Source organism: Paenibacillus roseus, from assembly GCF_016424485.1.
Lineage (GTDB): Bacteria > Bacillota > Bacilli > Paenibacillales > Paenibacillaceae > Paenibacillus_D > Paenibacillus_D roseus.
The window spans coordinates 38,009-61,381 of sequence record NZ_JAELUP010000037.1; the positions used below are offsets into that span (position 1 = coordinate 38,009).

The window sequence follows — 23,373 nt, forward strand, 5'->3', positions numbered from 1 at the left end:
ATGCTTAACGCTCTTGAACGCTTTGCGGCGGCAGACTGCTCGCCGGAAGCGCCTGGCTAAGAATCTCACTCGTCCCATCCTTCAGCCGGATTGCCCATACCGGGGTCAAGCGGATCAGCGCCTCCTTCGTCAGAGAAGGTCTGAGCGCCGGATAGACCGCCTCCACCTCAGCGCGTCTGTGGTAACTGGACAGCAGCCTGTCGAGCTGCTCGCCTCCCGGAAGATAACGAATTTGCTTCTCGGCCTTTCCATAGCTGATTGTCATAAGCGACCGCTCGTATTCGGTAACGTTGCCCTGCTGAAGCACCAGCTCCATCAGACCGAAGCGGAAGCCCGGCAGGCTCATAATCGGCATTGATTGATAATACTGCCTGAACTCAATGACGCCGCTCTCCTTCGGATTAATGAACCGGTGCAGACCGTCCCAGCCGCCATGCTGATTAATGAAAGAGATCGCCGAGTACACATTGCTGCTCAGTTGATCTTTGCTGCTCGACGCAGCTACCGGGTCCGTATATTTGATCCATTGGCCATCCTGCTCAACCTGCATCCCGCGCTTGCCGTCCGTATAAATCTGTGTTCCGCTGCGGTCTTCAATTGTACGGGTGCTGGACGGATCGAAGAACAGATTCTTCTGCATCTGCTCCGGCGAGTACGTCTCATACTTGATAACTGCCTCAATCGCCTCCAGCGGCTTCGTCGGCAGATACAGCTCGCCGTCATTGGTCTTATACGACGGCCAATATTCACCGTACCCCACATACTCCTGCACATCACTGATTGTCAGATCGGCACGGATCGATTCGTATACGACGCCGGACTGCGAACTAAAGAAATACACCCGTACCTCGTCCCGATCCGCCACTTTATAAATCCAGATCCGGTCAATATAATCATTCAGAAACATCAAATCGCCGTCAAGCTTCATCATCTTTTGCAGCAGCTCTACCGGCACGCCATAACCGAAGCGCAGCTCAAGCCCGATCTCGCCCTTGCGAATGGCGCTCCAATCCTGCACATTCACCATATTGCGCTCGAAGCCCTTGAATTCACGGCCGCGAAGCTTTTCCAATACACGCTTGTAAAATTCCGTATCCGGATACAACACGGTGTGCTTGTCCTCTCCCAGATGAAGCACAATATCCTCCGGGAAGATAAGATTCTCCACCCGCTCCTCTTTTCCAATCTTCTCCGTCTGCACATAATCCTGCTCGGAGGTAACGATCGGGCCGAGGCTCGGAAAGCTGTAAGCGAGAAAATAACTTTGCAGCAGGCTTAGCACAACCAGAAAGGCCAGCACGCCTGTCTTGAACTTCTCGATCATTCGGCCGTCCCCCTCTCCTGCAAGGTAGGAAGGGTAAAGGTGACGATCGTACCCTCATTCCATTCCGAATCCAGCGTGATCGTCCCGCCGTGCGCCTTGATAATTTCCCGGGCAATCGAGAGGCCGAGCCCGGTTCCCCCCATGTTTCGCGAGCGGGCCTTATCCACACGATAAAACCGGTCAAAAATTCGACTCAAATCCTTCTTGGGAATGCCGATCCCCGTATCCTTCACACTGATAGAGATTGAACCGGCATCTGTCATTATGGCGGACAGCTCGATAGAACCGCCGTCCATCGTATACTTGATCGCATTGGATACAAGATTGTCCAGCACTTGGTCGATCTGATCGCGGTCCAGCCAAGCCGGCGTGATTTCCTCCGCGATCTGGACTTCGGCATGTATTGACTTTTGGCGGAGCTGGAAGGAGAAGCGATCGGCCACCTCTTCCAACATCTCCGCAATATCCGTCTCCTGCCTGCGCAGCGGCGCCTGGCTGGAATCCAGCCGCGACAGATGCAGCAGGTCAGTTACGAGCCGAATCATGCGCTCCACTTCATTGCGGATAACACCGACGAACCGCTCGCCCAGCTCCTTCTCCTGCAAAGCGCCGTCCTCCAGCGCCTCCGCATAGCTCTTGATCGTTGTCAGAGGTGTGCGCAACTCATGGGATACATTCGCCACAAACTCACGCCGCGACTGTTCCAGCTTCTCCTGCTCCGTCACATCCTGAAGCACGACGATGGTGCCTGAAGCACTCTTGTCACGGCGGTGAATCGGCGTGAATGTGACCCTCATCGTGTAGTTATGCTCATATTCCGGCTTTTCCTTGCGAATCATGATGACCTGCTCGGACAAGCCGCGAAGCTGCGCCATCCGCTCCTCGCTGAGGCCTAGCAGCTCCGTCAGCGGCACACCGTGGCCAATCTCAATATCAAGCATCTCGCGCGCTCTCCGATTCGTCACGGCAACAATGCCGTGCTCATCGGTCGCAATTACGCCATCGCTCATATTTGTGAGAATGGAGGCCAGCTTCTCCTTCTCTTCCTCAATTGCGGACAAGGCCTCTTGCAGCCTGCCCGTCATTTCGTTGAATGCTTCGCTGAGCTGCCCGATCTCGTCATCGCCGTGTACCGGCACCTGCTGATCGAACCGCCCTTCAGCCACTTGTGTCGCATGGCGGGTCAGCCCTTTGATCGGATTCGTAATGGTATGCGCCAGCAGCACGCTCAGGATTCCGGTCAAGCCAAGCGCAATCAGCATCCCCGACATAAAGATGCCGTTGACCCGGTTGATTGTCTCGAATAGCTCGTTCATCGAGGCGACAATGTACACCGCGCCAATAATTTTGCCCTCATAAAAGGCCGGCTTGGCCACCACCTTCTTGCGAACATTGTCTTCCCCGACCATCTCCTGCTCATTGTCCCGGATTCCCTGCAGCGCCCGACTGACCGCCAGTGTCGTATTCTTACGCCCGACATACGATTGGTGCGACGGCACTGAAGTCGTCAACACCTTGCCGCTCGCATCCAGCACCTGAATTTCCGCCTCGTTGATGCTGAACAAAGTGCTTACAATACCTCGCAAATCCTCAAGCGTCTGCTCATCAGTTGTATTCGCATTCTGCGGAGACGGCGACAGCGTCTGCTCGACGAACTTGGTTAATATATTGGCCTGTTCATTCAAATTGTTCGTGAAGGATTCCATCAGCGATGTCTTCATCGTACTAATAAAATACACGCCGATCAGCTGCATGCCGATCAGAATCAGCAGCACGTAAATAATGATCAGCTTAACCTGTATCGTGCGGAAGATACGGGCTCCCTTCATCGATAACCAAAGCCTCCCGACTTCGGATTGCGCATCAAGTACCCCAGACCTCTGCGCGTCAAAATATATTCCGGACGGCTCGGGTCATCCTCAATCTTCTCTCGCAGTCTGCGAATGGTCACATCCACTGTCCGCACATCGCCGAAGTACTCAAAGCCCCACACCGCTTGAAGCAGATGCTCCCGCGTCATCACCTTGCCGCAGTTGCGGGCCAGATAATAAACCAACTCATATTCCCGGTGCGTCAGATCAAGCGGCTCTCCGTCCTTATATACCACATACATATCCGTATCGATAAACAGATTGAACAGCTCCAGTCCCTGACGCTCGGCCGGCCCGGTGGCTGAGGGCTGACTGTCTCCTCCTGCGGCGACAAGCTCCGCCGTCTTCTGCTGCCTGCGCAAATGCGCCTTCACCCTGGCGAGCAACTCTCGTGTACTGAACGGCTTTGTCACATAATCGTCCGCGCCCATCTCAAGGCCCAGTACCTTGTCCAGTTCCGTATCCTTGGCTGTGAGCATAATAATCGGCGTCTGCAGACGGGTTCTGATCTCGCGGCACACATCCATACCGTCCTTCACAGGCAACATCAGATCAAGCAAAATCAGGTCCGGCTCTTCCTCAAACGCCAGCTGCACCGCCGTACCGCCATCGAATGCGCAGATGACCTGGTGGCCTTCCTTTTCCAAATTAAATTTGATGATATCTGCAATCGGCTGCTCGTCATCGACAACCAATATTTTTCCACGCATCATTTCACCGCCCCGTCCATGCTTTGTTTCCTATTATTCTAACATACCTGCCCGGCTACATCCCAATTAAAGTTCCTTTACAAGATTGTCGCCCGAGCATAGTCAAACGTGACCAAGCGTAAACGGCTTTGCCGTCCTTTGGCAAGCAAAACTTATAAATTCTTCTATTTTCAAAAAAACATCCTCACCGATCATAGCCGGTGAGGATGTCTGATATAAAATAAGTGCTGGAATCTTCTGCTTATTATGATTCACCGCATCTTGCAGCGGTTTATAAATAACTAAGCGGATTTTTTGAAGCTCCGTCCTTAATGATTTCAAAATGAAGATGCGTTCCGGTCGATCTCCCTGTGTTGCCCATAACACCGATCTGATCGCCCTTCTCCACAATGTCCCCTTGACTCACTGTATAGCTGTTCAAATGGCCATACAATGTTTTATATCCATTCTTATGGTTCAGGATGACAACATTGCCGTATCCGCTTTTTTGTCCCGCAAATTCGACCACCGCTTCATCCGAAGCCTTGATCGTCTTGTTCCCTAAAATATCAATTCCTTTATGCTGGCGTCCCCAGCGTTGGCCAAAGGAACTGGATATCTTGGCATTGCTCACCGGCCAGGAGAACTTGCCGCTTCCTTCACCGCGAATAACTTTCGTGCCCTTCACAATAATGGAAGGAATTGCGGCCTCGATCATTTCTTCATTTACAATCTCTTCACTCATCAAATAACCGTTTTGCTTCACGAGCTTATAAGTCACGAGCTTCTTGCCCGGCTTGCCCGGCGTTATGACCTTGGATTCACCCGCTCGCATCTCTTCATTCTTTTGTATCGTAACCGGAGGCTCAATCTTCTCCGTCTCTTTCAATTCCTCTTCTGTCTGTACCGTTACGACCGGTTGAATAACCGTCAGATCCAGCACATCCCCAACTTTGATGATGTCATCTTCAATCCATGGGTTGTTCTGATAAATGACCTGTCTGGATATATCAAACTTGGAAGCGATGCAGCCTACGCAGTCGCCTTCCTTCACTGTATATTTCGTCGGCTTGTTCGTACCATTCGTCAACCGGTTGAACAGTTCATCCTCACCGGTAATACGATCGGGCGAAATATCGATATCATCTTTGGAGACCTGCTCCACAATCTCAACCTTCTTCAATTCCTTGGACTCTACCTTGACGGCATCGCCCCCATAGGACAGAGCCTTGACCTGCAACATGTTCTTCGAGGACTTGGCAGCAGAAGCATATTGTGCCTGAATCTTCTCCAGCACGCGTTCTGCAGTGGCGTTGTCAGGCGCAATGCCGATCAGCTTGCCTTCTACCCGCACCGCTATGCCAACAGCATGCGCCTTAACAAGCCCGCTCAGTTTCTGAAGGGTCTCTTCGCTGTTCGGAACCGCCTTGAAGCCGCTAGCTTCCGCATACTCCAGCTTGCCCGCTTCCAATACCATCCGAATACCCGGATTTGTTTCCTCTATCTGCTGCTGCTTCTCGGCCAGCAGCCCCTCTACCTGACTGGGATGGCTAATCGTTCCGAGCTCTTGTCCGTCTCTATATACATGGTAGTAATCCACTGTATTCGCTGATAAATATTGCTGCGTGCCAAAGCCGGCGACAGCCAGTAAGGCTAGTGCGCTTCCGGCAATAATGTAAGGCCTTCTGCCCCGTGATACGGTAAGCGGCCTTGAAGCGGACGTGCTGCCCGCAGTCTTGCTCTTCATATTTATTCGATTGAATCCTAGCTTGCGAAAGGCGGTGTGCAACCATTGTCCTACTTTCCGCAATGGATTCTTATCCCTGAAAACGGTCATGATCTGCTCCTTCTCTACGCATTCTCTAGTAAAGTACAAAGATTCGACAAAATCAATAGGTTAAAATCACCAAATTGTCACCCTGTGCTCTACTTTATCACATGCCAAAGAAGATGTTCAACCGAATCAGGAATATTGAAAGATTAATATTTTTTTAGAATTTTCATTAAAGCCTGATATTCTTCATTGTTCAAATGCTGCGCAACGACCTGCTGAAGCTCCTGAAGTTCGCTCTCCGTAAGGCCATCCTCCATATAGGCGGATATCTTCTGCCAGGCTTCCTGAGGCAACTTATCAATTAATAAAGCAAACATCTTTTGCCGATCCTCTGTACTGATTTGCCCCTTCGTACTCGTAAGCTGGTCGGACGACATGACCAGCGGGTCCGAACCTTCGCTCCATATTTCGGATGATGGCCCGCCCCCCGCTCCGGGTTCGCTGCCGGATGATCCAATAGGCGAATTGGCCTTCGGGCCAATGCCGCCGCCAACTTCAACGGACAACGGAGGGGAATTTTCCTCCACATTCTCCCTGGAAGCTCCAGAAGCTTGGTCTGATTCCAAGTTTCCGCTTGCCTGCTCTTCTCCCTCCGACGCATTTGCTCCGCTTGATACACCTCCCGGCCCGCTTGCACTCCCGGCCCCATTTGGCTCGCCCGGTTGCCCGTCGCTTCCCGTACTGCCTTTGTTCTCGTTCACCGACCCGTTCCAAGCCCCTGTCCCTTGCTCTGATTCCGCACCACCGGAACTTGTATCGGTCCCTTGGCCAGTTATATCGCCAGTGGCTATGATCGGACCCTCTGACGCCGAGGCTCCGATTTCCTTGGACCCGCCCGAAGACGAGCCCCAGAAGCTTTTCCATACTCCTGACAAAGCGATTGGCTGTACTTCAATCGGCAGGTTGTACTGCTTCACCAGGTTTTGTACGTGGCTGTTTATAATAAAGCCCGTTGTCCAAACGGACAGCGCACTGACCAGCAGCGCCGCAGCAGCCCACTTGCCAACCCATCCTGCAATCCTCCACATCTGCATCTGCATCCATCCTTTCCATTTGCCCATGCCCTATTCTCCTTCAGCCTTGATCTTTGGGATTCCTGACTGCTGTCTTTACTAGCATTATGGGCAATCCGGCGCTGCGCCAACCGTACCGAAACGAAAAAACAGCCTCTCCAGCTTCACAAGGGGCTGACCCCAATGAAGCCGAAAAGGCTGTTGGTTAATAGGTTTTATTCATAGATAGCAATTACAGGATTGGTCTGTTCGCGATTGCGTCCAACGGAGAAGATTGCAATCGGAATGCCTGTCAGCTCGGATACACGCTGTACATAACGCTGAGTCGTCTCCGGGAGATCTTCAAGCTTCTTCGAATTCGAGATATCCTCGCTCCAACCCGGCATCTCCTCGTATACCGCTTCACACTCGGCCAACATTTTCAGGCTGGCAGGATAGTGTTGGATTACTTCGCCGCGGTACTTGTAGCCGGTGCAGATTTTCACAGTCTCAAGTCCAGTCAGAACGTCCAGAGAATTCAGGGACAGGCCAGTAATCCCGCTCACGCGGCGCGCATGGCGCACAACAACGCTGTCGAACCAGCCGACGCGACGCGGACGTCCGGTTACCGTGCCATACTCATGGCCAGTCTCGCGGATTTGGTCGCCAATCGCATTATGCAGTTCAGTAGGGAAAGGTCCATCGCCGACACGGGTTGTGTAAGCCTTCGCTACGCCGATAATCTGCTGAATTTTGGACGGTCCCACACCGGAACCGATGCATACGCCCCCCGCAGTCGGGTTGGACGAAGTTACGAACGGATAGGTTCCCTGGTCGATGTCCAGCATAACGCCTTGCGCGCCCTCGAACAAAATATGCTTGCCCTCATCGATTGCATCATTCAAAACAACCGATGTATCGGTAACGTAAGGGCGAAGCTTCTCTGCATAGCCCAGGTACTCTTGAATGATGGAATCCGCATCTACCGGCTCCCCGCCGTATACTTGCTGGATCACCTGATTTTTCTCGCCAACGAGATGACGGACCTTCGTTTCGAACTCCTCCGCGTCCATCAGATCGGCAATCCGAATGCCCGCTCTTGCCGCTTTGTCCATATAGCAAGGTCCGATCCCCTTGCGAGTCGTTCCGATCTTGTTATCACCCTTACGATCCTCTTCCAGACCATCCAGAATCATATGATACGGCATGATTACATGCGCGCGGTCGCTGATTTTCAGGTTGGAGCTGGAAAATCCGTTATCATGAATATATTGAATTTCATCAATTAGTGCTGCCGGGTTGATTACCATTCCGTTACCGATGACGCAAACCTTGTCATCGTTGAAGATACCGGACGGAATCATGGTCAGCTTATATTTTTTATTGCCAATAAGAATGGTGTGGCCAGCGTTGTTTCCGCCTTGATAACGAGCGACGACGTCGGCGCCATCTGCCAAATAATCCGTGATTTTGCCTTTACCTTCGTCTCCCCATTGCGTTCCGACAACAACAACTGTTGACATTCCCATACCCCCGATTCAGATGTAAAACAATAATTAGCGATTCAACTTTTTAGTTATAAAAACTCATATCCGTCTGTCTGCGTGATTGCAAGCAGAAATGGCTGCCTGGGCCTCAAACCCGGCAGTGAACAATAGCGCGCAGACAAAGATTGCTCTTCCCGGGAGCGCCCGACATATCAACACTGCATCTCGATAAAGCAGCACTATAAGTGTAGCAGTATGAAAATTCAATGTCAACAAAAAACGAACAATAATAAGGGAAGCCCTATTATTGTTCGTAACCTCACTCATGAAGCAGCCCCAGGCTCCTGATGCGTCCGGTCGAGCGACACGAATTTATTATAATTTTTCAAAAACGCCAGTTCGACCGTTCCGACCGGGCCATTCCGCTGCTTGGCGATGATAATCTCGATAATATTCTTCTTCTCGGTCTCCTTGTCATAGTAATCGTCTCTATAAAGAAACGCTACAATATCGGCATCCTGCTCGATCGAACCGGATTCCCTCAGGTCGGACATCATCGGACGCTTGTCCTGCCGCTGCTCAACACCCCGGCTGAGCTGAGACAATGCAATGACCGGAACCTCCAGTTCCCTGGCGATATGCTTGAGCGTACGAGAAATCTCCGATACTTCCTGCTGCCGGTTCTCCCCAGCCTTGCCGCGGCCCTGAATAAGCTGAAGGTAGTCAATCAGAATCATGCCAAGCCCCTTCTCCTTCTTCAGCCTCCGGCACTTGGCCCGGATTTCCGCGACCGTAATCCCCGGCGTATCATCAATGTAGATTTCCGCTTCCGACAGGGAGCCGATCGCCATCGTCAGCTTCTCCCAGTCGTCCCCTTCCAGGTAGCCAGTTCGCATTCTGCTCGCATCTACATTGGATTCGGCGCAGATCATCCGCTGCACGAGCTGCCCCGCAGACATCTCGAGACTGAATATGGCAACAGTCTCTCTCGCGCGCACACCGACATTTTGAGCGATGTTCAGGGCAAAGGCCGTCTTTCCCACGGACGGACGGGCAGCTACAATAATCAGGTCGCTGCGCTGAAAGCCCGAGGTCATTTTGTCGAGGTCGGTAAAGCCCGACGGTATGCCTGTCGCTCCGCCTTTATTGGAATAAAGATGCTCTACCCGCTCGAAGACCTCCATCAGCACATCCCGAATGGAGATGAACCCGCTGCTTGCTCGCCGGTTGGAGATCTCCATAATCTTCTGCTCGGCTTCGCTGAGCAGCATCCCGATATCATCCGAACCCGCGTATCCGTTCGTTACAATCTGCGTCGCTGTGCGAATCAGCTTGCGGTACATCGCTTTTTCTTCGACGATCTGAGCGTAGTAGTCCACATTCGCTGCGGTCGGCATACTGCCGACAAGCTTGGCCAGGTAACTGACGCCGCCAATCTCCTCCAACTGCTGCTTGTCCTGCAAGCTTGCAGTCAGCGTAACCAGATCGATCGGCTGATTCGCTTCACCCAGATCAACCATCACTTCAAATATCATTTGATGAGCCGTGCTGTAAAAATCCTCGCTGCGAATGCGCTCCATCGCTGCAATCAAGGCCTCGCTCTGCAACAAAACAGAGCCGAGCACAGCTTGCTCGGCTTCCAGATTTTGCGGCGGTACTCTCTCAAACATCAGATCCGGGTCCATCGTTCCAGCTCCTTACCCGTGTTCATTATTCTTCGACAGCGTGTACACTGACCTTCGCTTTCACCTCAGGGTGCAGTTTGATTACGACCTGGGTCACACCCAATGCACGAATCGGCTCATCCATCTCAATTTTGCGCTTGTCAATCTTGACTCCTAGGGACGCCAGCGTCTCTGCTACCTGCTTGCTTGTAATCGCTCCGAACAATCTTCCGCCTTCGCCGGCTTTGGTTTTAATAAGGACCTTCATCTCACCAAGCTTGACCGCCAGCTTCCCAGCATCCTCTTTCTCCTTCTCCTTGCGCTTCACTTCCGCAGCATTCTGCACCTCAAGCGTCTTCAAGTTGCCGTCGGAAGCCAGCTTGACGAGATTTTTCGGCAGCAGAAAATTACGCGCATACCCTTCTGATACTTCCTTCACTTCACCCTTCTTGCCTTGACCCTTTACATCTTGCAGAAAAATGACTCTCATTCGAACAACCCCTCTTCCTCTTCGATTTCTTTTAGTACCTGCTTCAAGCGTTTGGCCGCTTCCTTCGGCGAGCATTCAAGCTGAGCAGCCGCATTCGTCAGATGGCCTCCGCCGCCCATGCGTTCCATGACGACCTGGACATTCATATGGCCAAGCGACCGCGCGCTGATGGCGATAAAGCCATCAGGACGTTCCCCAATTACGAACGAAGCGAGTACATCATTCATGTTCAACAGCGTATCCGCAGCCTGTGCGATCATAAGCTGCGAATATTTACGGTTCGGCTCCGTAACAGCAATCGCGATATGGTCGTGGACGATCTCTGCTTGTTTGATAATCTCGGCTTTCTTCACATAATCATTCAGGTCTTCCTTGAGCATTCTCAAGATAAGCGTAGAATCCGCCCCATTGCGCCGCAAGAAGGAAGCCGCTTCGAACGTGCGGGCGCCCGTACGAAGCAGAAAGTTCTTCGTATCGACTGTAATTCCCGCCAGCAAAGCCGTCGCCTCCGTTACATCCAGAGATACGCGCTCATGGATATATTGAAGCAACTCCGTGATCAGCTCGCATGTAGAAGACGCGTAAGGCTCCATATACACGAGCAGCGGGTTGTTAATAAACTCCTCGCTGCGGCGATGATGATCGAGCACAACGACCCGCTCTGTCATGGACAGCAGCTTCGGCTCCTTGACCATGGAGGCCCGGTGCGTATCCACCACGACAGCCAGAGATTTTGGCCCTGTCAATGTCAGCGCCTGCTCCGGCGAAATGAACCATTTCGACAGCTTCGGCTCTTCCTTGATCATCTCCATCAGCCGTGAGATAGCCGGGTTAACACCCTCAATCACGATGTAAGCCTCTTTCTCAAAAAGCTGGGCCGCCTTAAGCACCCCGATGGCTGCGCCAACCGAATCCATATCCGGCATTTTGTGCCCCATAATAATCACATTGCTGCTTTCTTTGATCATATCGCGCAGTGCATGGGCGACCACTCTCGCTCTGACGCGCGTGCGCTTCTCCACTGCCCCGGACTTGCCGCCATAGAATGTCTGCTTCTCGCCGATCTTGATCGCTGCCTGGTCACCGCCGCGTCCAAGCGCAAAATCAAGACTGGTCTGCATCCACTGCCCCAGCTCAATCGCATTTGCGCCTCCCGCAGCGATCCCGATACTAAGTGTCATCGGAATTTTCTGCTCATGCGTCATCTCCCGCACCTGATCCAAGATGTCAAATCGCGACTGCTCTAACTGCTTGAGCGTAGCGTGATCCGTTATAAACATATATCGGTCGGACGTCAACCGTTTCAGGAACAACTGATACCTTTGCGCCCAATCCGTAATTTCACTGGTTACCTTGGACAACAGAGCTGCTCGCTGCTGCTCATCCATTCCTTGCGTAATCTCTTCCAGATTGTCCATCATTACAATGCCGATCGCGAGCTTCTCGTCCTCATATTTCCGCTCAATCGTCCAGCGCTGAGTAATATCGCGAATATAGATCAACCGGTCATCCGCTTTCAGCGTGAAGGAATACACTTTGGAACCTACGGGAACTTCGCTGTGCAGTTCCTTCCCTTTGGGAGGCTGCCAGGAAGGGAACAGCTCCTTGAGCGACTGTCCAATGAAGGATTCTCCCCCCAGCATTTCTGCGACAAAGGGATTATGCCACTCTACGATTTTTTCGTCATTATAAAGGACAATACCAAATGGCAGCTCACTAATAACTTCATTGCCCGCCTTCTTGACCCGGTAGGACAACGTGTTTAAATAAGCCCTTAAATCCCTGCGAAACGCACGCTCCGCAAAGAGGGTGAACAAACCGTATCCGATCGTAGCCAGCAAGCTGAGCGCTGCCGCAAGCCAATGAAGCCAGCTTAATGCAGCCGTCATTGCGACCATAATAATGAAAGCGCCAATATGGTGCATTCCGTGCCATCTTTTAACCAAAAACTTCGGCATTCTTTATCCGCCCCTGTATTATGTTCTTTTGAACGATTTGCGAATCGGGAATGCCACGTCCAGCACTCCGATCAGACTTAGCGGCGGAAACAAGAAGACGGGTACCGCCAGTAATAGAGGAACAGCCTTATGCCATCTCTTCTGGTCGGCCAAGAAAAAGAAAAAGCCTACAGTTTGAATCGCGAATACCAACCGTAAAAGAGGGATCATATTTATGAGTACAACACTGATGTAGGAATTATGATCTCCTGTCATGAAAAGCTCCAAAATAAGCGCCACAAGATAGTAGGCAACAAGCGACTTGGGCATCATCCAATCTTTTGCTGGCGGCATTCCCTGAATGTCCAATCCATAGCCATTGTTCAGCACTCTTCTGCTAACCCACTGCGCAACAACGGCCAGTATGAATGACATGACGATAAAAATTAACGGTATGGATTGTGTCATTAGTCTAATCAGCATATCTGTCATGCTGTCGTCCCAGACCGGAGGCATCAGCCCTTGCTGGCTCAATTCACTGACGGAGTTGCGAAACAGATTGCCAAGCTCCGATACCAGGGATACTTCCAGAACGGCGGAGAACAGCAGCAGCTCCAGCAGCATTTGACCAAGCAACACAATAGTTATTACCGTTAGTACCGTCCTCGCTTGCGCCTTGCGCTGGTACATATGCCCTGCCACAATGGCTGGCACCAGGAAGAACAATCCGAAGATTAATGCCGCAAGGCCCGTCAAAGCGTAGCCCAGGCCAAGAATAATGACCACATAGAGGACAAACAGCCTTCGCGGCGACGTGGTGTACAGCACAATGAAAGGAACCATAATCAAGACGCTTGCTAAAATGTTGATGAGCGGTATCGTCATCATTAACAGCAGCAAAATAGCTGCGGCGCTCCATAGCACCGATTTCAAACCGGTATTCAAGCCGTTCACCTCTTGCATTTTATAAGCTTGCGGGCAAGCTTTACTCCCCATTATAACATAAAGAAGGCCTTGCCAGAAACTAGGACAGCCAGCAAGGACGGATAAATTAGGCCGGTATCTTCTACCGGCCTCCAAATTTATTATGCCTCTTGTTTCATCGAAAATTTCATCATCGCTTCTGAACAATAATCAATAATATCACTGCGCCGCACAATACCTATGAAACGGTTCATATCATCAACGACCGGCACAAAGTTCTGCACCTTGGCAAGGGAAATCAGGTCCTCCATATTGGCATTGATCTGCACGGCCAAATTTTTTAGCCGGCGCGGGATATCGGCCAGCTTGACCTTATGGCATTGCTCGAATGTAATTTCCGGGTGGCTCTTCATGAACCAGAGCAGGTCGCCTTCTGTGACCGTACCTGCATAGCCGCCCTCCTGATCAAGAATTGGTACAGCAGTATAACGATGGTACTCCATCCGCTCCAGCGTCTGTCTCAGCGTAACTTCTTCCGTGACAAATATAACATCCTGTTTAGGTAATAAGAAAAACGCGATATTCATTCGTATAAAACACTCCATTCCTGAATGGTAAGTTGCACTCTTACCCTGCCTAGTCTATTTTAACGTTTTTTGGCATTGCAGTTCAATAACACTCCACCTGATTATTAAACCAGTGTCATTTTACTTAAACCATTCCGTTAAAATGAAAGCCCTGAGGAGGCAAGGAAATCATTTCTTGCTCATTCAGGGCTTCGTTGACTTGGCAAATGGATTCACTCTTTATCAGATTGCTCCGAATTCGGAAGAGGCAACTGATTCTGCGCAAGAGAATCGTCCTTCCAGCTTTTAATCCATTGTTTGGCTTGCTTTACATCTTGATCATTCAAAAAATAGTACCATGGTCCGCCATCAACCAAGCGGCGCCCTTCACCATTGAGTGTGTAACTGTAAACATCATGCTTGCCCAGCATCGATTTGCCTAATCCGATTATTTGCTCCGGCTTCAAGTCCGTGGTGAAGTTATCCCCCATGATGGCAAATAACCCCGGAAGCTTCGACCACTGGGATACATGCGTGGCTTCGTTCATCAAAGTTGTAATAAAGATCTGGTGGCGCCCGGCACGGCTGCTATCCCCTCCCGCATCCTCACGGTAACGGACATAATTCAACGTATCCGTTCCATTGTAACGCTCCTGCCCTCCCTTTATCGTAAATTTCTCATGGTCATAGCCTTTGTTGACAATGTCCTTGTCGATCGGAAGCGTAATGCCGCCAAGCGCATCGATGGCTTCACGGAAACCTTGGAAATTAATCGCAGCATAATGGTCAATTTTTGTGTCCAGCAATTCCTCGACAGTCTTGACTGCCAGATTGGCCTGGCCGAACGCATAGGCATGTGTAATTTTATCCTTGGACTTGCGGCCTGGAATGTCCACATAAGCATCACGGGGTATGGACAAAAGGAGCAGTGCGCCATCCTTTGGCCGTACCACCGACACAATCATCGTATCCGAACGCCCTCGCTCCTTATCACGCTGGTCAACGCCAAGAAGGAGCATAGTCATCGGTTTTTGGAGCACTTCATCCAATTTTTTCTCGGGTTTATTCTGATTCAGCCGTTGCAACGGCTGATAACTTTTCACCAGTTGGTTTTCCACATGATTCGACAGAAAATGGTCAAAACCCCACAAAGCCAATGCAGTTCGGTTAAAATAGCCCACACATCCGAGCAATACAATAGCAACAATAAGAACCGGCAGCCATACTTTTTTATTGAATCGACGCATGACGCATTTCTCCTAAATCTAATTTGTAGTTCTCATCCAGTTGACGATCTACTCTTGCAGAAGGTTACAACAATCGTGACGCTAAATTATTCCTTACCCTTTTTCTATAAAAGTTGAGCGAATGAAAGTCAGGCAAGGCCTTGGTAAGGGGACTACCCGATTTCGTTTCTTTCGTTCAACTTCTATAAAAAACCACGGTTTTACTATGTGTAACAGGGAGTTATTTTATGTGCATTTGGAGGTTTGGGGCAAGCGTAACCGGCTTTATCGTTCCTTGACGGGCAAAACTTCGTTTCGCGGAGAAATAGAGGCCATTTGTAAAAAAGAAAGGCTGCTCGCCAATGGCGAAGCAACCCTTCAATCCTGTTCGAACTATTCCGTTGTGTATGGCAGCAACGCCACTTGACGTGAACGTTTGATCGCAACAGTCAGCAGGCGCTGGTATTTAGCGCTTGTGCCTGTTACACGACGCGGCAAAATTTTGCCGCGCTCGCTGATAAACTTACGGAGCAAGTCGATGTCTTTATAGTCAATGTTAGTAATTTTATTTACGGTAAAGAAACATACTTTACGACGTTTGTTACGTCCGCCTTTACGGCCGCCGAATTTGCGTTCTGGACGCTCATCGCCGCCTTCTCTTTGCTTAAAGCTCATTCGTCATTCATCCTTTCATCTAAAATGGCAAATCATCTTCTGAGATATCGATCGGGCGACCGTCATCCGAGAACGGATCATTGTTGTTGTTATTCCGTGAAGGAGCATTCCCCGAACGGCTTGAGCCATAGGAAGAGCTGCTTCCGCCTTGCTGATTACCACCATAGTTGCCGCCGCCATACGAGCCGCCTCCACCGCCGCCGGACTCCTCGCGGGGCCCATTGTCGCGGTTGCCGGACTCCAGAAAGCGAACATTGTCTGCGATGACTTCCGTCACATAGACACGCTTGCCTTCGTTGTTGTCATAGCTGCGGACCTGTATACGTCCTTCAACTGCAGTCAGACGGCCTTTGCGAAGATAATTCGCACAGGTCTCAGCCAGCTGCCGCCAGGTCACAACCGGGATAAAATCAGCTTCACGCTCGCCTTGATTGGACGAAAACGGCCGATCTACAGCCAGGGTAAATTGCGTTACCGCTACGCCGGATGGTGTATAACGCATCTCGGGGTCTCTTGTAAGCCTGCCGATCAGAATAACACGGTTCAACATTGGTTATCGCCTCCAATCGAAAAAAACATCCGCGCATGTGTATTAAGCTACATCTCTGACGATCAAATAACGGATGATTTCATCCGTAATCTTCATGACACGGTCAAGTTCAGCAACAACTTCAGATGTTGCATTGAAATGAACCAGGACGTAAATCCCGTCACGAATTTTGTTGATCTCATACGCAAGACGGCGTTTTCCCATCAGATCGGATTTTGTAACCTCTCCGCCATTATTGATGATGCCTTCGAATTTCTCGACGATAGCTTGTACAGTTTCCTGCTCAGCTTCCGGACGAATGATGTACATCACTTCATATTTGCGCATATTGTTTCACCTCCTCTTGGACTAGCGGCCCTCACCAAAAAACTCGAGAGCAAGGAGCGAGCAGACTCGCATTCCATAATACTATACCAAATCAGATTTATCATGGCAAGTCACTATCAAAAATTAATGCGTAGACAAACTGGAAGCCTCAACTCCGGCGAAGCTCGGCCCAGCAGAACTGAATCACAAGATAGATCAATAGCACAGCCTGCGTCAGCGTCGTCTCCCATGTCGGATAAATGCCTGCCCACTCCACCATCAGCAGCTTGTCGGACGGATGAGCAGAAATATAGCCTGCCACCTGCAAAGAATGGAGACTTTCCCCGGCAAACCGGAATACCAAATAATTCATCAGCACAACAGCAGCTAGAAAGAATGGCCGGAGCGGCAGTCTGACGCTGAAGCGTATAATAAGGAAACCTGCAACTGCCAGTATAGCAAAAGCAATCAAAATACCTAGCAACAGCTCCGACATAGGGATTGAGGCCGCCATGCCGACATAGATGACAACAGTCTCGGCTCCTTCCCGCAGTACCGCAAGTCCGGAGAGGATAAATAACGACCACAGGCTGCCTTTCGCCAAAGCCCCGCCTGCCTGACGGTTCATATAAGCATTCCATGTGCGCGCATTGGATTTGCCGTGCAGCCATATACCGACCGCGAGCATGAAGACTGCTGCCATCAAGCCCGTGAGCCCTTCTACAAGCTCTCTGCTCGTTCCCGCAATAGCTTGTGAGATATAATAGGTAAGGACAACCGCCATCAGACCGCTCAGTAACAACCCCGTGCCCACCCCCGACCAGACCCATTTGCGTTTGTCAGCATGGCCTGTACGATTCAGGAAGGCAAGCAGCGCCGTAAGCACCAAGAGGGCTTCCATCCCTTCACGGAGCAAAATAATGACAGCATCCCACATCGAAAAGATTTCCGTTTCTTTATAAGGCTCCAACTCCGAATGAAGATCGCCTACCCCTTTGGACGCTTTCTCAAAGTCAGGCGGCTGTGATACCAGAAACCCCGACAGCTCAATCATTTTATTTTCCACACGCTGATAGGCGGACTTGGAGCGCGTGGATACTTGTGTCTCGATACTTGGCCATAGCAAGATGAATTGCTGAACCTTGTCATAGGCCGCCGCCGCATTCAAGGCCGAGATTTGTGTCTGCGCTTCCTCCAACAACAAGAGCATTTCTGCAACGGTTATATGCCTGTCGGCTTCGGTTGCCTCATCGGCTTTGTTCAGCTTGCCGCTGCTATAATCCTCTACGAGCTGAATGATTACGTTGAGCTCCTGCTCTGCCTGTTCAATTCGCGGCGGCTCGGCTTGCAGCGCAATACGCGTCAGACTCATCGCTGTCTCCAGTTTGCCGTATACGGTTCTGTTGTCTTGACGAATCGCCTTCTCCAGACGCGGCCAGGCAGCAATTACTTGACGGAAGGATTTTTGTGCGGCTTCCAGACTTCCATCTTGCAGCTTGGCAAGACTTTGTTTGAACAGCGGCAGCAGCTTGGCTCCCTGTTCCTTTCCATCAGGCTGCTCAGTTTTCCCGGCAGCGGCGGATACATATTGATCTGTCAGCTTCGTCAGCGCCGACAGCGCCTCATAAGCCTCATCCGGCTGCTGCCCCGCCTTCTCAATCGCTTCATGGGCGGTCTTGAGCGCATCGGTGATACTGCGGGTAAGATCCGTCTGCTCCGGCTGGAGCTTCCCCCATAGCTCGGAGAATCGCTCCAGTTCCGCTTTGACGTCTGTCCAATTGTGCTTGCCCGCATCCACCAGTGCGCCACCGGCAATTGTAAGCAATGAAGCCGCTAAATCCTTTTGCTCGGAAGCTATTGCTGACCGTGCCCATGGGAGTGCGCCCAGGAGCAGCATTATAAGCAAAATAGCGCCGATTCGCCGGACCGAATCGGCACGATAAAAATTAGAAAAGCGTTTCACCGATATAGCCCCCCTCACGTACGCCAGGGAAGCAAGCAAAGACCGCACTTCCAACATGTACAATATATTCATTTAGTTTATCGCTTTGGGAGAGACGCTGCTGCATCGGTATAAATTGCTTCGCAATACTGCGTTGATAGCTGACAAAGAACAAGCCGCTATCCATTTGACCGGTTCTGCGATCAATACCGCTGGAGTAGGAATAGGATCGACGCAAAATTTGAACGCTTCCGTCGCCATGAGCCAATCTAACATGAGAATTCACCGGAATAACCGGTTCGCCGTCTTCCCTTACCCGATCGAGGCCGAGCGGATCGAACTCCTTGCTCGCACCTAACGGAGCACCGCTGCTGCGGTATCTGCCAAAGGTAGCCTCCTGCTCGCTCAGTTGTGTGCGGTCCCATACCTCAAGCCGCATTCGGATTCTCCTTGTAACCATGTAGCTGCCATTCTCCATCCAGGCAGGCCCTTCAATCTGCTGTACCCACACGGTCTTCGCCATTGCCTTCTTATCGGTGACATCCGGATTCCCGGTACCGTCCTTGAAGCCCAGCAAATTACGGGGAGTTTGAGCGGTAGGATCAGCCCCCGCTGTGCGCTGGAAGCCTTCCTGCGTCCATATCAGCACGGCTATTCCCCGGGCAATACGCGCCAGATTGCGAATGGCATGGAAGGCAACTTGCATATCATTTGCGCACACTTGAATTCCAATATCTCCTCCGCACCAGTCTTCAGACAGTTGATCCCCGTTAAAAGCCGGAAGGTCCCTAAGCTCCGCTGGACGCTTCCCGGACAGACCAAACCGGTCGTCAAAGAAGGATGGGCCCACACCAAAGGTAATTGTTACCTTTGAAGGGGACAATCCCTCTGCTTCTCCTGTATCTGATGGAGGCGAGTTATGCTGCTCATTCCATTCACCGATCATGCGCCCTTGCGTCATCTCCGCCGCTGCTGCCGTCCATTTCTGAAACAACGCCCTCACATCCGCCAGCTTCTTTGACCGGATTGCGAAGGCGGCGAAGCATAGAAAGTCTTGCGGAGGGGTAATAATTCCTGATTGCTGCAAGCCATAAAATGGTACCTGATCGCCTGTATTCCTAGCAGGAGATGAATTTGCATTGAGGCTCCTGCCCGCTTGCAGAAACCCTCCCATCCCGCCTGCCCCGAGCATCAAGCCAAGTCCTCCAACACCCGCCATACGCAGCAGATCGCGTCTGCTTACGGGCTTACGGAGTACGCTGTCCTGGTCATTGCCGGATTCCTGATTGTGTGTCATGTGATTGTCCCTCTCCCCGACCCGCTAATTATACGCCAAGCACCGCGCCCATTCTGGACAGCGGCTCAGCCAGAGCATCAAGCGCTTGGCTGAGTTTGCGGGTATCTTCCCCTTTTAAATCATCGTATGAGACATACCCTTCCCCGCTTTTATGGGATGCCAAAGCTTCATTGATTTCCTTGAACCGCTGTTCGATCTCACCGGTCAATTCAGCATCTTGATCTTTTAGCTTTGATTTAAGCAACTCATAAATCTTCTCCGCTCCTTCTACGTTCGCCACAAAGTCATACAAATCCGTGCGAGAATAGCGCTCTTCCTCTCCTGTTACCTTCGTAGCCGACACTTCATTCAGCAGCTCCACCGCGCCAGTTGCAAGCATGGATACTTCAATATCAACCGTCTCGACCTTGGCTCTCAGAAGCTTCACATCTTCGAGCAAGCGGTCAGCCGTTTCCTCCATACCTTCAGTAGAGCCTTGCTCCCAAAGAGCTTTCTCCAGCTTGTGATAACCGCGCCATTCAGCAGCTTCCACATCATTTTCCCTGGCATCAATATTCGGATCAAAATCACCTAACGCCTCGGCAATCGGTTCAATACGCTCATAATGCATTCTGGCCGGAGCATATATTGCTTTGGCCTTGTCAATCTCGCCTGCTTTGATTGCCTGGACAAAGGCTTCCGTTTCCGTCACAAAGAGATCGCATTCTGCAATCACATATTTGCGGTATTCATCAATGATAGCCTTGTAATCATCCGCTGTTTCATTATTAATCTGAACAGCATTGGCGTTCGTTGCTGCCTGAGCAGGCTTGTTATCTTTCTTCGTATCCCCTGCACTTCCGCAGCCCGAAGCCAGCAGAGATATTGCAAGTACAGCGGCACTTGTTGTTGCCATGAAACGCGCCTTCATTTATGTGTTCTCCCCTCATGTTTATCTAACCCCGACAATGAATGGTTCCGGGAATAGATTTTTTACGCCTTTGATATCGATAATCAGTTTCATTTAAGGTAATCATAATTTCTTAGTCGGGCAGTGTCAATACGATTTTTCTTGGAATTGGGAATCGTTTCCTATTATAAAATTGCGGGTAAAGGACATCCTATTGTGGACGGTGAAAAGAGAGGTGTGGTTCCGTTGAACCAGTTGGAGCAACAACCGCAAGGTGGTATCGTTTCACTTAGCTTTTAGAAGCGGAGGGTTGTGCCAAAGACAATATGTCTGCAACACATACCATCGTATAAAACGATGGACCAAGGTTTCTCAAATTAACGAGTGTAATGCTTTACCCGATCCAGATCAATCACCGTCAACGAGCCAGTATTGCCGCGAGGCAATGCTGGCTTGCCCTTTTTATGGTCACATCGTCATGTTTCTATTTTTGATCTGCCTGGCGCGTATACGTGTGCAGGCGCGGCTGATGAGCTAGACGAAGTTTACCATATGGCGAAAGATTGTTTGGCACTGCACCTCTACGGAATGGAACAGGACGGCGATGAAATTCCATCCCCATCCCGGCCAAGTGATATTGCGGTGGCACCGAGACAGTCTGTTGCACTTATCGAGGTGTGGATGCCTCCGTATAGAGATCTGATTTCTGAAAAAGCCGTTAAGAAGACATTGACGATACCAAAATGGCTCGATGAGCTTGCGGTAGAGAATAACGTAAATTTCTCCCGAGTATTACAAGACGGGCTAAAAAGACATCTTGGTTTAACGGATAAAAGGACGCGCTAATGTAGGCGTCCTTTTGTCATCTTATGTTTAATGAGTTATCGGGCAACGTTGCGTGGAGTGAGTGACTTGAAGTTCTCGTTTCTTCGGTCTTGTTTGCTTGTCCATAAAAAAAGAAAACCTCCTACGTATATTAAACGTAAGAGATTAACGAATTGGTTAGGCCCATTGCAATCAGCTAGTATAGATCGACTATGTACACGCTATGTTCATCGTTTACACAAACGCCTCAATACCACTGTTACAGGCGATTAAAAGGTGGCGGAAAGAGTGGGATTCGAACCCACGCACGCCGTGAGACGCCTAACTGATTTCGAGTCAGCCCCCTTGGACCACTTGGGTACCTTTCCGCATTAGATAACAACAAGATAGATTGTATCACAGCCTGTACGAGAAATGCAAGATGCTTTTAGCAAAAATTTGGTTGTTAAAAGCGCTTCGCTTAGGTAAGCTCGCTGCCGCCTCCAGCTTCATTCTCCTCCTTGCTGCGGAGCACTTTTTTCATATTTTTCTCGAACTTAAGCCGGGGAATCAGGACACTGTGCTTGCAGCCCACACATTTGATGCGAATATCCATCCCCATCCGAATAATTTCCATTTCATTCGTTCCACAGGGATGCGGCTTTTTCATCTGCACGACATCTCCGAGCTGGAATTGTTTACGTTCCATTGGACGCTCTCCCCTCCTTATTTTGCTGATAAGTAATCATTCTTGGGTAGGCCATTTCAATTTGGTTTGCATCCAGTGCTTTCTTAATTTCCCTGTTCAGCACACGGGAGACTGCAACCTGAGTCGTTGGCCGGCATTCCGCAACAATCCGCAGGGATGCTTCTGTCGCTGTAAGTGTTTGAATGCCAAGCACCTCTGGAGCCTTAATTAGATTCGGGTCATCAATTCGCGCCAAAATCCCGTTGATAGCCGATACGGTGCGGTCGATATTTTCTTCAAAAGCAATCGATACATCCAGTACAGCCAATGAATTATTAATGGAGAAATTCGTAACCTCATTAATCATGCCATTTGGAATAATATGAACTTCCCCTGTCCAGTTCTGAATGCGCGTAGAGCGCAGTCCGATCAATTCCACTGTGCCTTTGAAATTTCCCGTCTGAATGATATCTCCTACCGCAAATTGATCCTCCACTACGATAAAGAAACCTGAAATGACATCCTTAACAAGGCTTTGAGCGCCAAAGCCGATTGCCAGTCCGATTACTCCAGCACCCGCAAGCAGTGGTCCAAGATTAATATTAAACTCGGACAAAATCAGCAGCACACTCACAAAGTGAATCGCATAGGCTACCACATTTTTGAGTAGCTTGCCAATCGTACGAATTCGCCTGACCTGTTGACCAAGCCTTTCCGGCTCCCGATTAAATACAACATGGTCGATCGTTTTATTGACAATTATAATCGAGACTCTGCCCAATACAAGAATCAAGATAATTCTAAAGGCAGACCACCCTATAGTTTGCCACAGCTTTTCATTGCTCAATTCAGTTATAATTGACTGATAAAGCGATTGAAGCCCCATCTTCTTCGTTCCTTTCTTTCACCTGCTATATATTGAACGGAACCTCTTGGTAGCCTTCTTCCCGCCGGGTAAAGATTCCTCTGATTTCGACCTTCTCACTTACAATAACAGACTTTACAGTCTCCAGCCCATCGTCGGGAAATTCTATAGAAAGCGCGCAGCCCGCTGTTATTTCTTTTGGTGTGGGACATATATCGATATCAATGTCCGCATACTCCAGCAGCATCTCTGCTCTAAGCGCTTGCTGCGTCGAATCAAATGCAATCAGCATGACCTCTCCCCCTGTCTCCCATGCATCTTCAATTTCCGTCGTGAGAGTATAAAACACCCTT

22 protein-coding genes and 1 tRNA gene are annotated in these 23,373 nt (G+C 50.3%); 1 reads left to right on the top strand and 22 read right to left on the bottom strand.

The genetic code is table 11. The features are described 5' to 3' along the window. Positions 1–4: 4 nt before the first annotated feature. The 18 genes from JFN88_RS10150 to efeO all read right to left on the bottom strand — a co-directional run bounded on the left by JFN88_RS10150 (position 5) and on the right by efeO (position 20,684). Positions 5–1,324 (bottom strand): YycH family regulatory protein, encoded by a 1,320-nt coding sequence (locus JFN88_RS10150; protein WP_199019210.1) that lies wholly within the window; start codon positions 1,322–1,324, stop codon positions 5–7. Then, the gene (gene walK / locus JFN88_RS10155; RefSeq protein WP_199019211.1) at positions 1,321–3,153 is read right to left on the bottom strand and encodes a cell wall metabolism sensor histidine kinase WalK; all 1,833 of its coding nucleotides are present in this window, start codon (positions 3,151–3,153) and stop codon (positions 1,321–1,323) included. The genes JFN88_RS10150 and walK overlap by 4 nt, the downstream gene beginning before the upstream one ends. Next, entirely contained in the window at positions 3,150–3,905 is a 756-nt protein-coding gene (yycF, locus tag JFN88_RS10160; protein ID WP_199019254.1) for a response regulator YycF, read from the bottom strand. Before yycF ends, walK begins: the two co-directional genes overlap by 4 nt. 271 nt (positions 3,906–4,176) lie before the next feature. Then, positions 4,177–5,721, bottom strand: a complete 1,545-nt coding sequence (locus JFN88_RS10165) for a M23 family metallopeptidase (RefSeq protein ID WP_199019212.1) — start codon at positions 5,719–5,721, stop codon at positions 4,177–4,179. A gap of 143 nt (positions 5,722–5,864) precedes the next feature. Continuing rightward, complete coding sequence (locus JFN88_RS10170; protein WP_199019213.1) at positions 5,865–6,779, bottom strand: hypothetical protein; 915 nt, start codon at positions 6,777–6,779, stop codon at positions 5,865–5,867. Between the two features lie 167 nt (positions 6,780–6,946). Beyond that, complete coding sequence (locus JFN88_RS10175; RefSeq protein ID WP_199019214.1) at positions 6,947–8,233, bottom strand: adenylosuccinate synthase; 1,287 nt, start codon at positions 8,231–8,233, stop codon at positions 6,947–6,949. 287 nt (positions 8,234–8,520) lie between these two features. Next, positions 8,521–9,882, bottom strand: coding sequence for a replicative DNA helicase (gene dnaB / locus JFN88_RS10180; protein WP_199019215.1), 1,362 nt, complete (start codon positions 9,880–9,882; stop codon positions 8,521–8,523). Between the two features lie 25 nt (positions 9,883–9,907). Further along, positions 9,908–10,351: a 50S ribosomal protein L9 gene (gene rplI / locus JFN88_RS10185; protein ID WP_199019216.1), complete on the bottom strand. Its 444-nt coding sequence runs from the start codon at positions 10,349–10,351 to the stop codon at positions 9,908–9,910. After that, positions 10,348–12,309: a DHH family phosphoesterase gene (locus tag JFN88_RS10190; RefSeq protein WP_199019217.1), complete on the bottom strand. Its 1,962-nt coding sequence runs from the start codon at positions 12,307–12,309 to the stop codon at positions 10,348–10,350. The genes rplI and JFN88_RS10190 overlap by 4 nt, the downstream gene beginning before the upstream one ends. Positions 12,310–12,327: 18 nt before the next feature. Continuing rightward, the gene (locus JFN88_RS10195; protein WP_199019218.1) at positions 12,328–13,233 is read right to left on the bottom strand and encodes a DUF2232 domain-containing protein; all 906 of its coding nucleotides are present in this window, start codon (positions 13,231–13,233) and stop codon (positions 12,328–12,330) included. A 140-nt stretch (positions 13,234–13,373) separates the two neighbouring features. Then, positions 13,374–13,799, bottom strand: a complete 426-nt coding sequence (locus JFN88_RS10200) for a CBS domain-containing protein (RefSeq protein WP_199019219.1) — start codon at positions 13,797–13,799, stop codon at positions 13,374–13,376. 212 nt (positions 13,800–14,011) lie between these two features. Beyond that, entirely contained in the window at positions 14,012–15,025 is a 1,014-nt protein-coding gene (locus JFN88_RS10205; RefSeq protein WP_199019220.1) for an LCP family protein, read from the bottom strand. 372 nt (positions 15,026–15,397) lie between these two features. Further along, positions 15,398–15,679: a 30S ribosomal protein S18 gene (gene rpsR / locus JFN88_RS10210; protein ID WP_199019221.1), complete on the bottom strand. Its 282-nt coding sequence runs from the start codon at positions 15,677–15,679 to the stop codon at positions 15,398–15,400. 19 nt (positions 15,680–15,698) lie between these two features. Continuing rightward, positions 15,699–16,229 (bottom strand): single-stranded DNA-binding protein, encoded by a 531-nt coding sequence (gene ssb, locus JFN88_RS10215; RefSeq protein WP_199019222.1) that lies wholly within the window; start codon positions 16,227–16,229, stop codon positions 15,699–15,701. 42 nt (positions 16,230–16,271) lie between these two features. Next, positions 16,272–16,556 (bottom strand): 30S ribosomal protein S6, encoded by a 285-nt coding sequence (gene rpsF, locus JFN88_RS10220; protein ID WP_199019223.1) that lies wholly within the window; start codon positions 16,554–16,556, stop codon positions 16,272–16,274. A 148-nt stretch (positions 16,557–16,704) separates the two neighbouring features. Further along, complete coding sequence (locus tag JFN88_RS24975; protein WP_199019224.1) at positions 16,705–18,498, bottom strand: FTR1 family iron permease; 1,794 nt, start codon at positions 18,496–18,498, stop codon at positions 16,705–16,707. Then, positions 18,482–19,774: an iron uptake transporter deferrochelatase/peroxidase subunit gene (gene efeB / locus JFN88_RS10230; protein WP_199019225.1), complete on the bottom strand. Its 1,293-nt coding sequence runs from the start codon at positions 19,772–19,774 to the stop codon at positions 18,482–18,484. The genes JFN88_RS24975 and efeB overlap by 17 nt, the downstream gene beginning before the upstream one ends. Before the next feature lie 28 nt (positions 19,775–19,802). Then, entirely contained in the window at positions 19,803–20,684 is an 882-nt protein-coding gene (gene efeO / locus JFN88_RS10235; RefSeq protein ID WP_199019226.1) for an iron uptake system protein EfeO, read from the bottom strand. A gap of 432 nt (positions 20,685–21,116) precedes the next feature. On the opposite strand from efeO, the gene JFN88_RS10240 reads away from it, so the two are divergent. After that, positions 21,117–21,509: a type II toxin-antitoxin system HicB family antitoxin gene (locus JFN88_RS10240; protein WP_233167672.1), complete on the top strand. Its 393-nt coding sequence runs from the start codon at positions 21,117–21,119 to the stop codon at positions 21,507–21,509. Between the two features lie 256 nt (positions 21,510–21,765). Here JFN88_RS10240 and JFN88_RS10245 read toward each other — a convergent pair. From JFN88_RS10245 to JFN88_RS10260, 4 genes are all read right to left on the bottom strand, one after another. Next, positions 21,766–21,856, bottom strand: a tRNA-Ser gene (locus JFN88_RS10245). A gap of 92 nt (positions 21,857–21,948) precedes the next feature. Beyond that, positions 21,949–22,176 (bottom strand): DUF951 domain-containing protein, encoded by a 228-nt coding sequence (locus JFN88_RS10250; RefSeq protein ID WP_199019228.1) that lies wholly within the window; start codon positions 22,174–22,176, stop codon positions 21,949–21,951. Beyond that, the gene (locus JFN88_RS10255; protein ID WP_199019229.1) at positions 22,166–23,041 is read right to left on the bottom strand and encodes a mechanosensitive ion channel family protein; all 876 of its coding nucleotides are present in this window, start codon (positions 23,039–23,041) and stop codon (positions 22,166–22,168) included. The genes JFN88_RS10250 and JFN88_RS10255 overlap by 11 nt, the downstream gene beginning before the upstream one ends. 25 nt (positions 23,042–23,066) lie before the next feature. Next, positions 23,067–23,312 carry a putative Se/S carrier protein gene (locus JFN88_RS10260; RefSeq protein WP_199019230.1) on the bottom strand — a complete coding sequence of 82 codons (246 nt, stop codon included), beginning with the start codon at positions 23,310–23,312 and terminating at the stop codon, positions 23,067–23,069. Positions 23,313–23,373 lie beyond the last annotated feature (61 nt).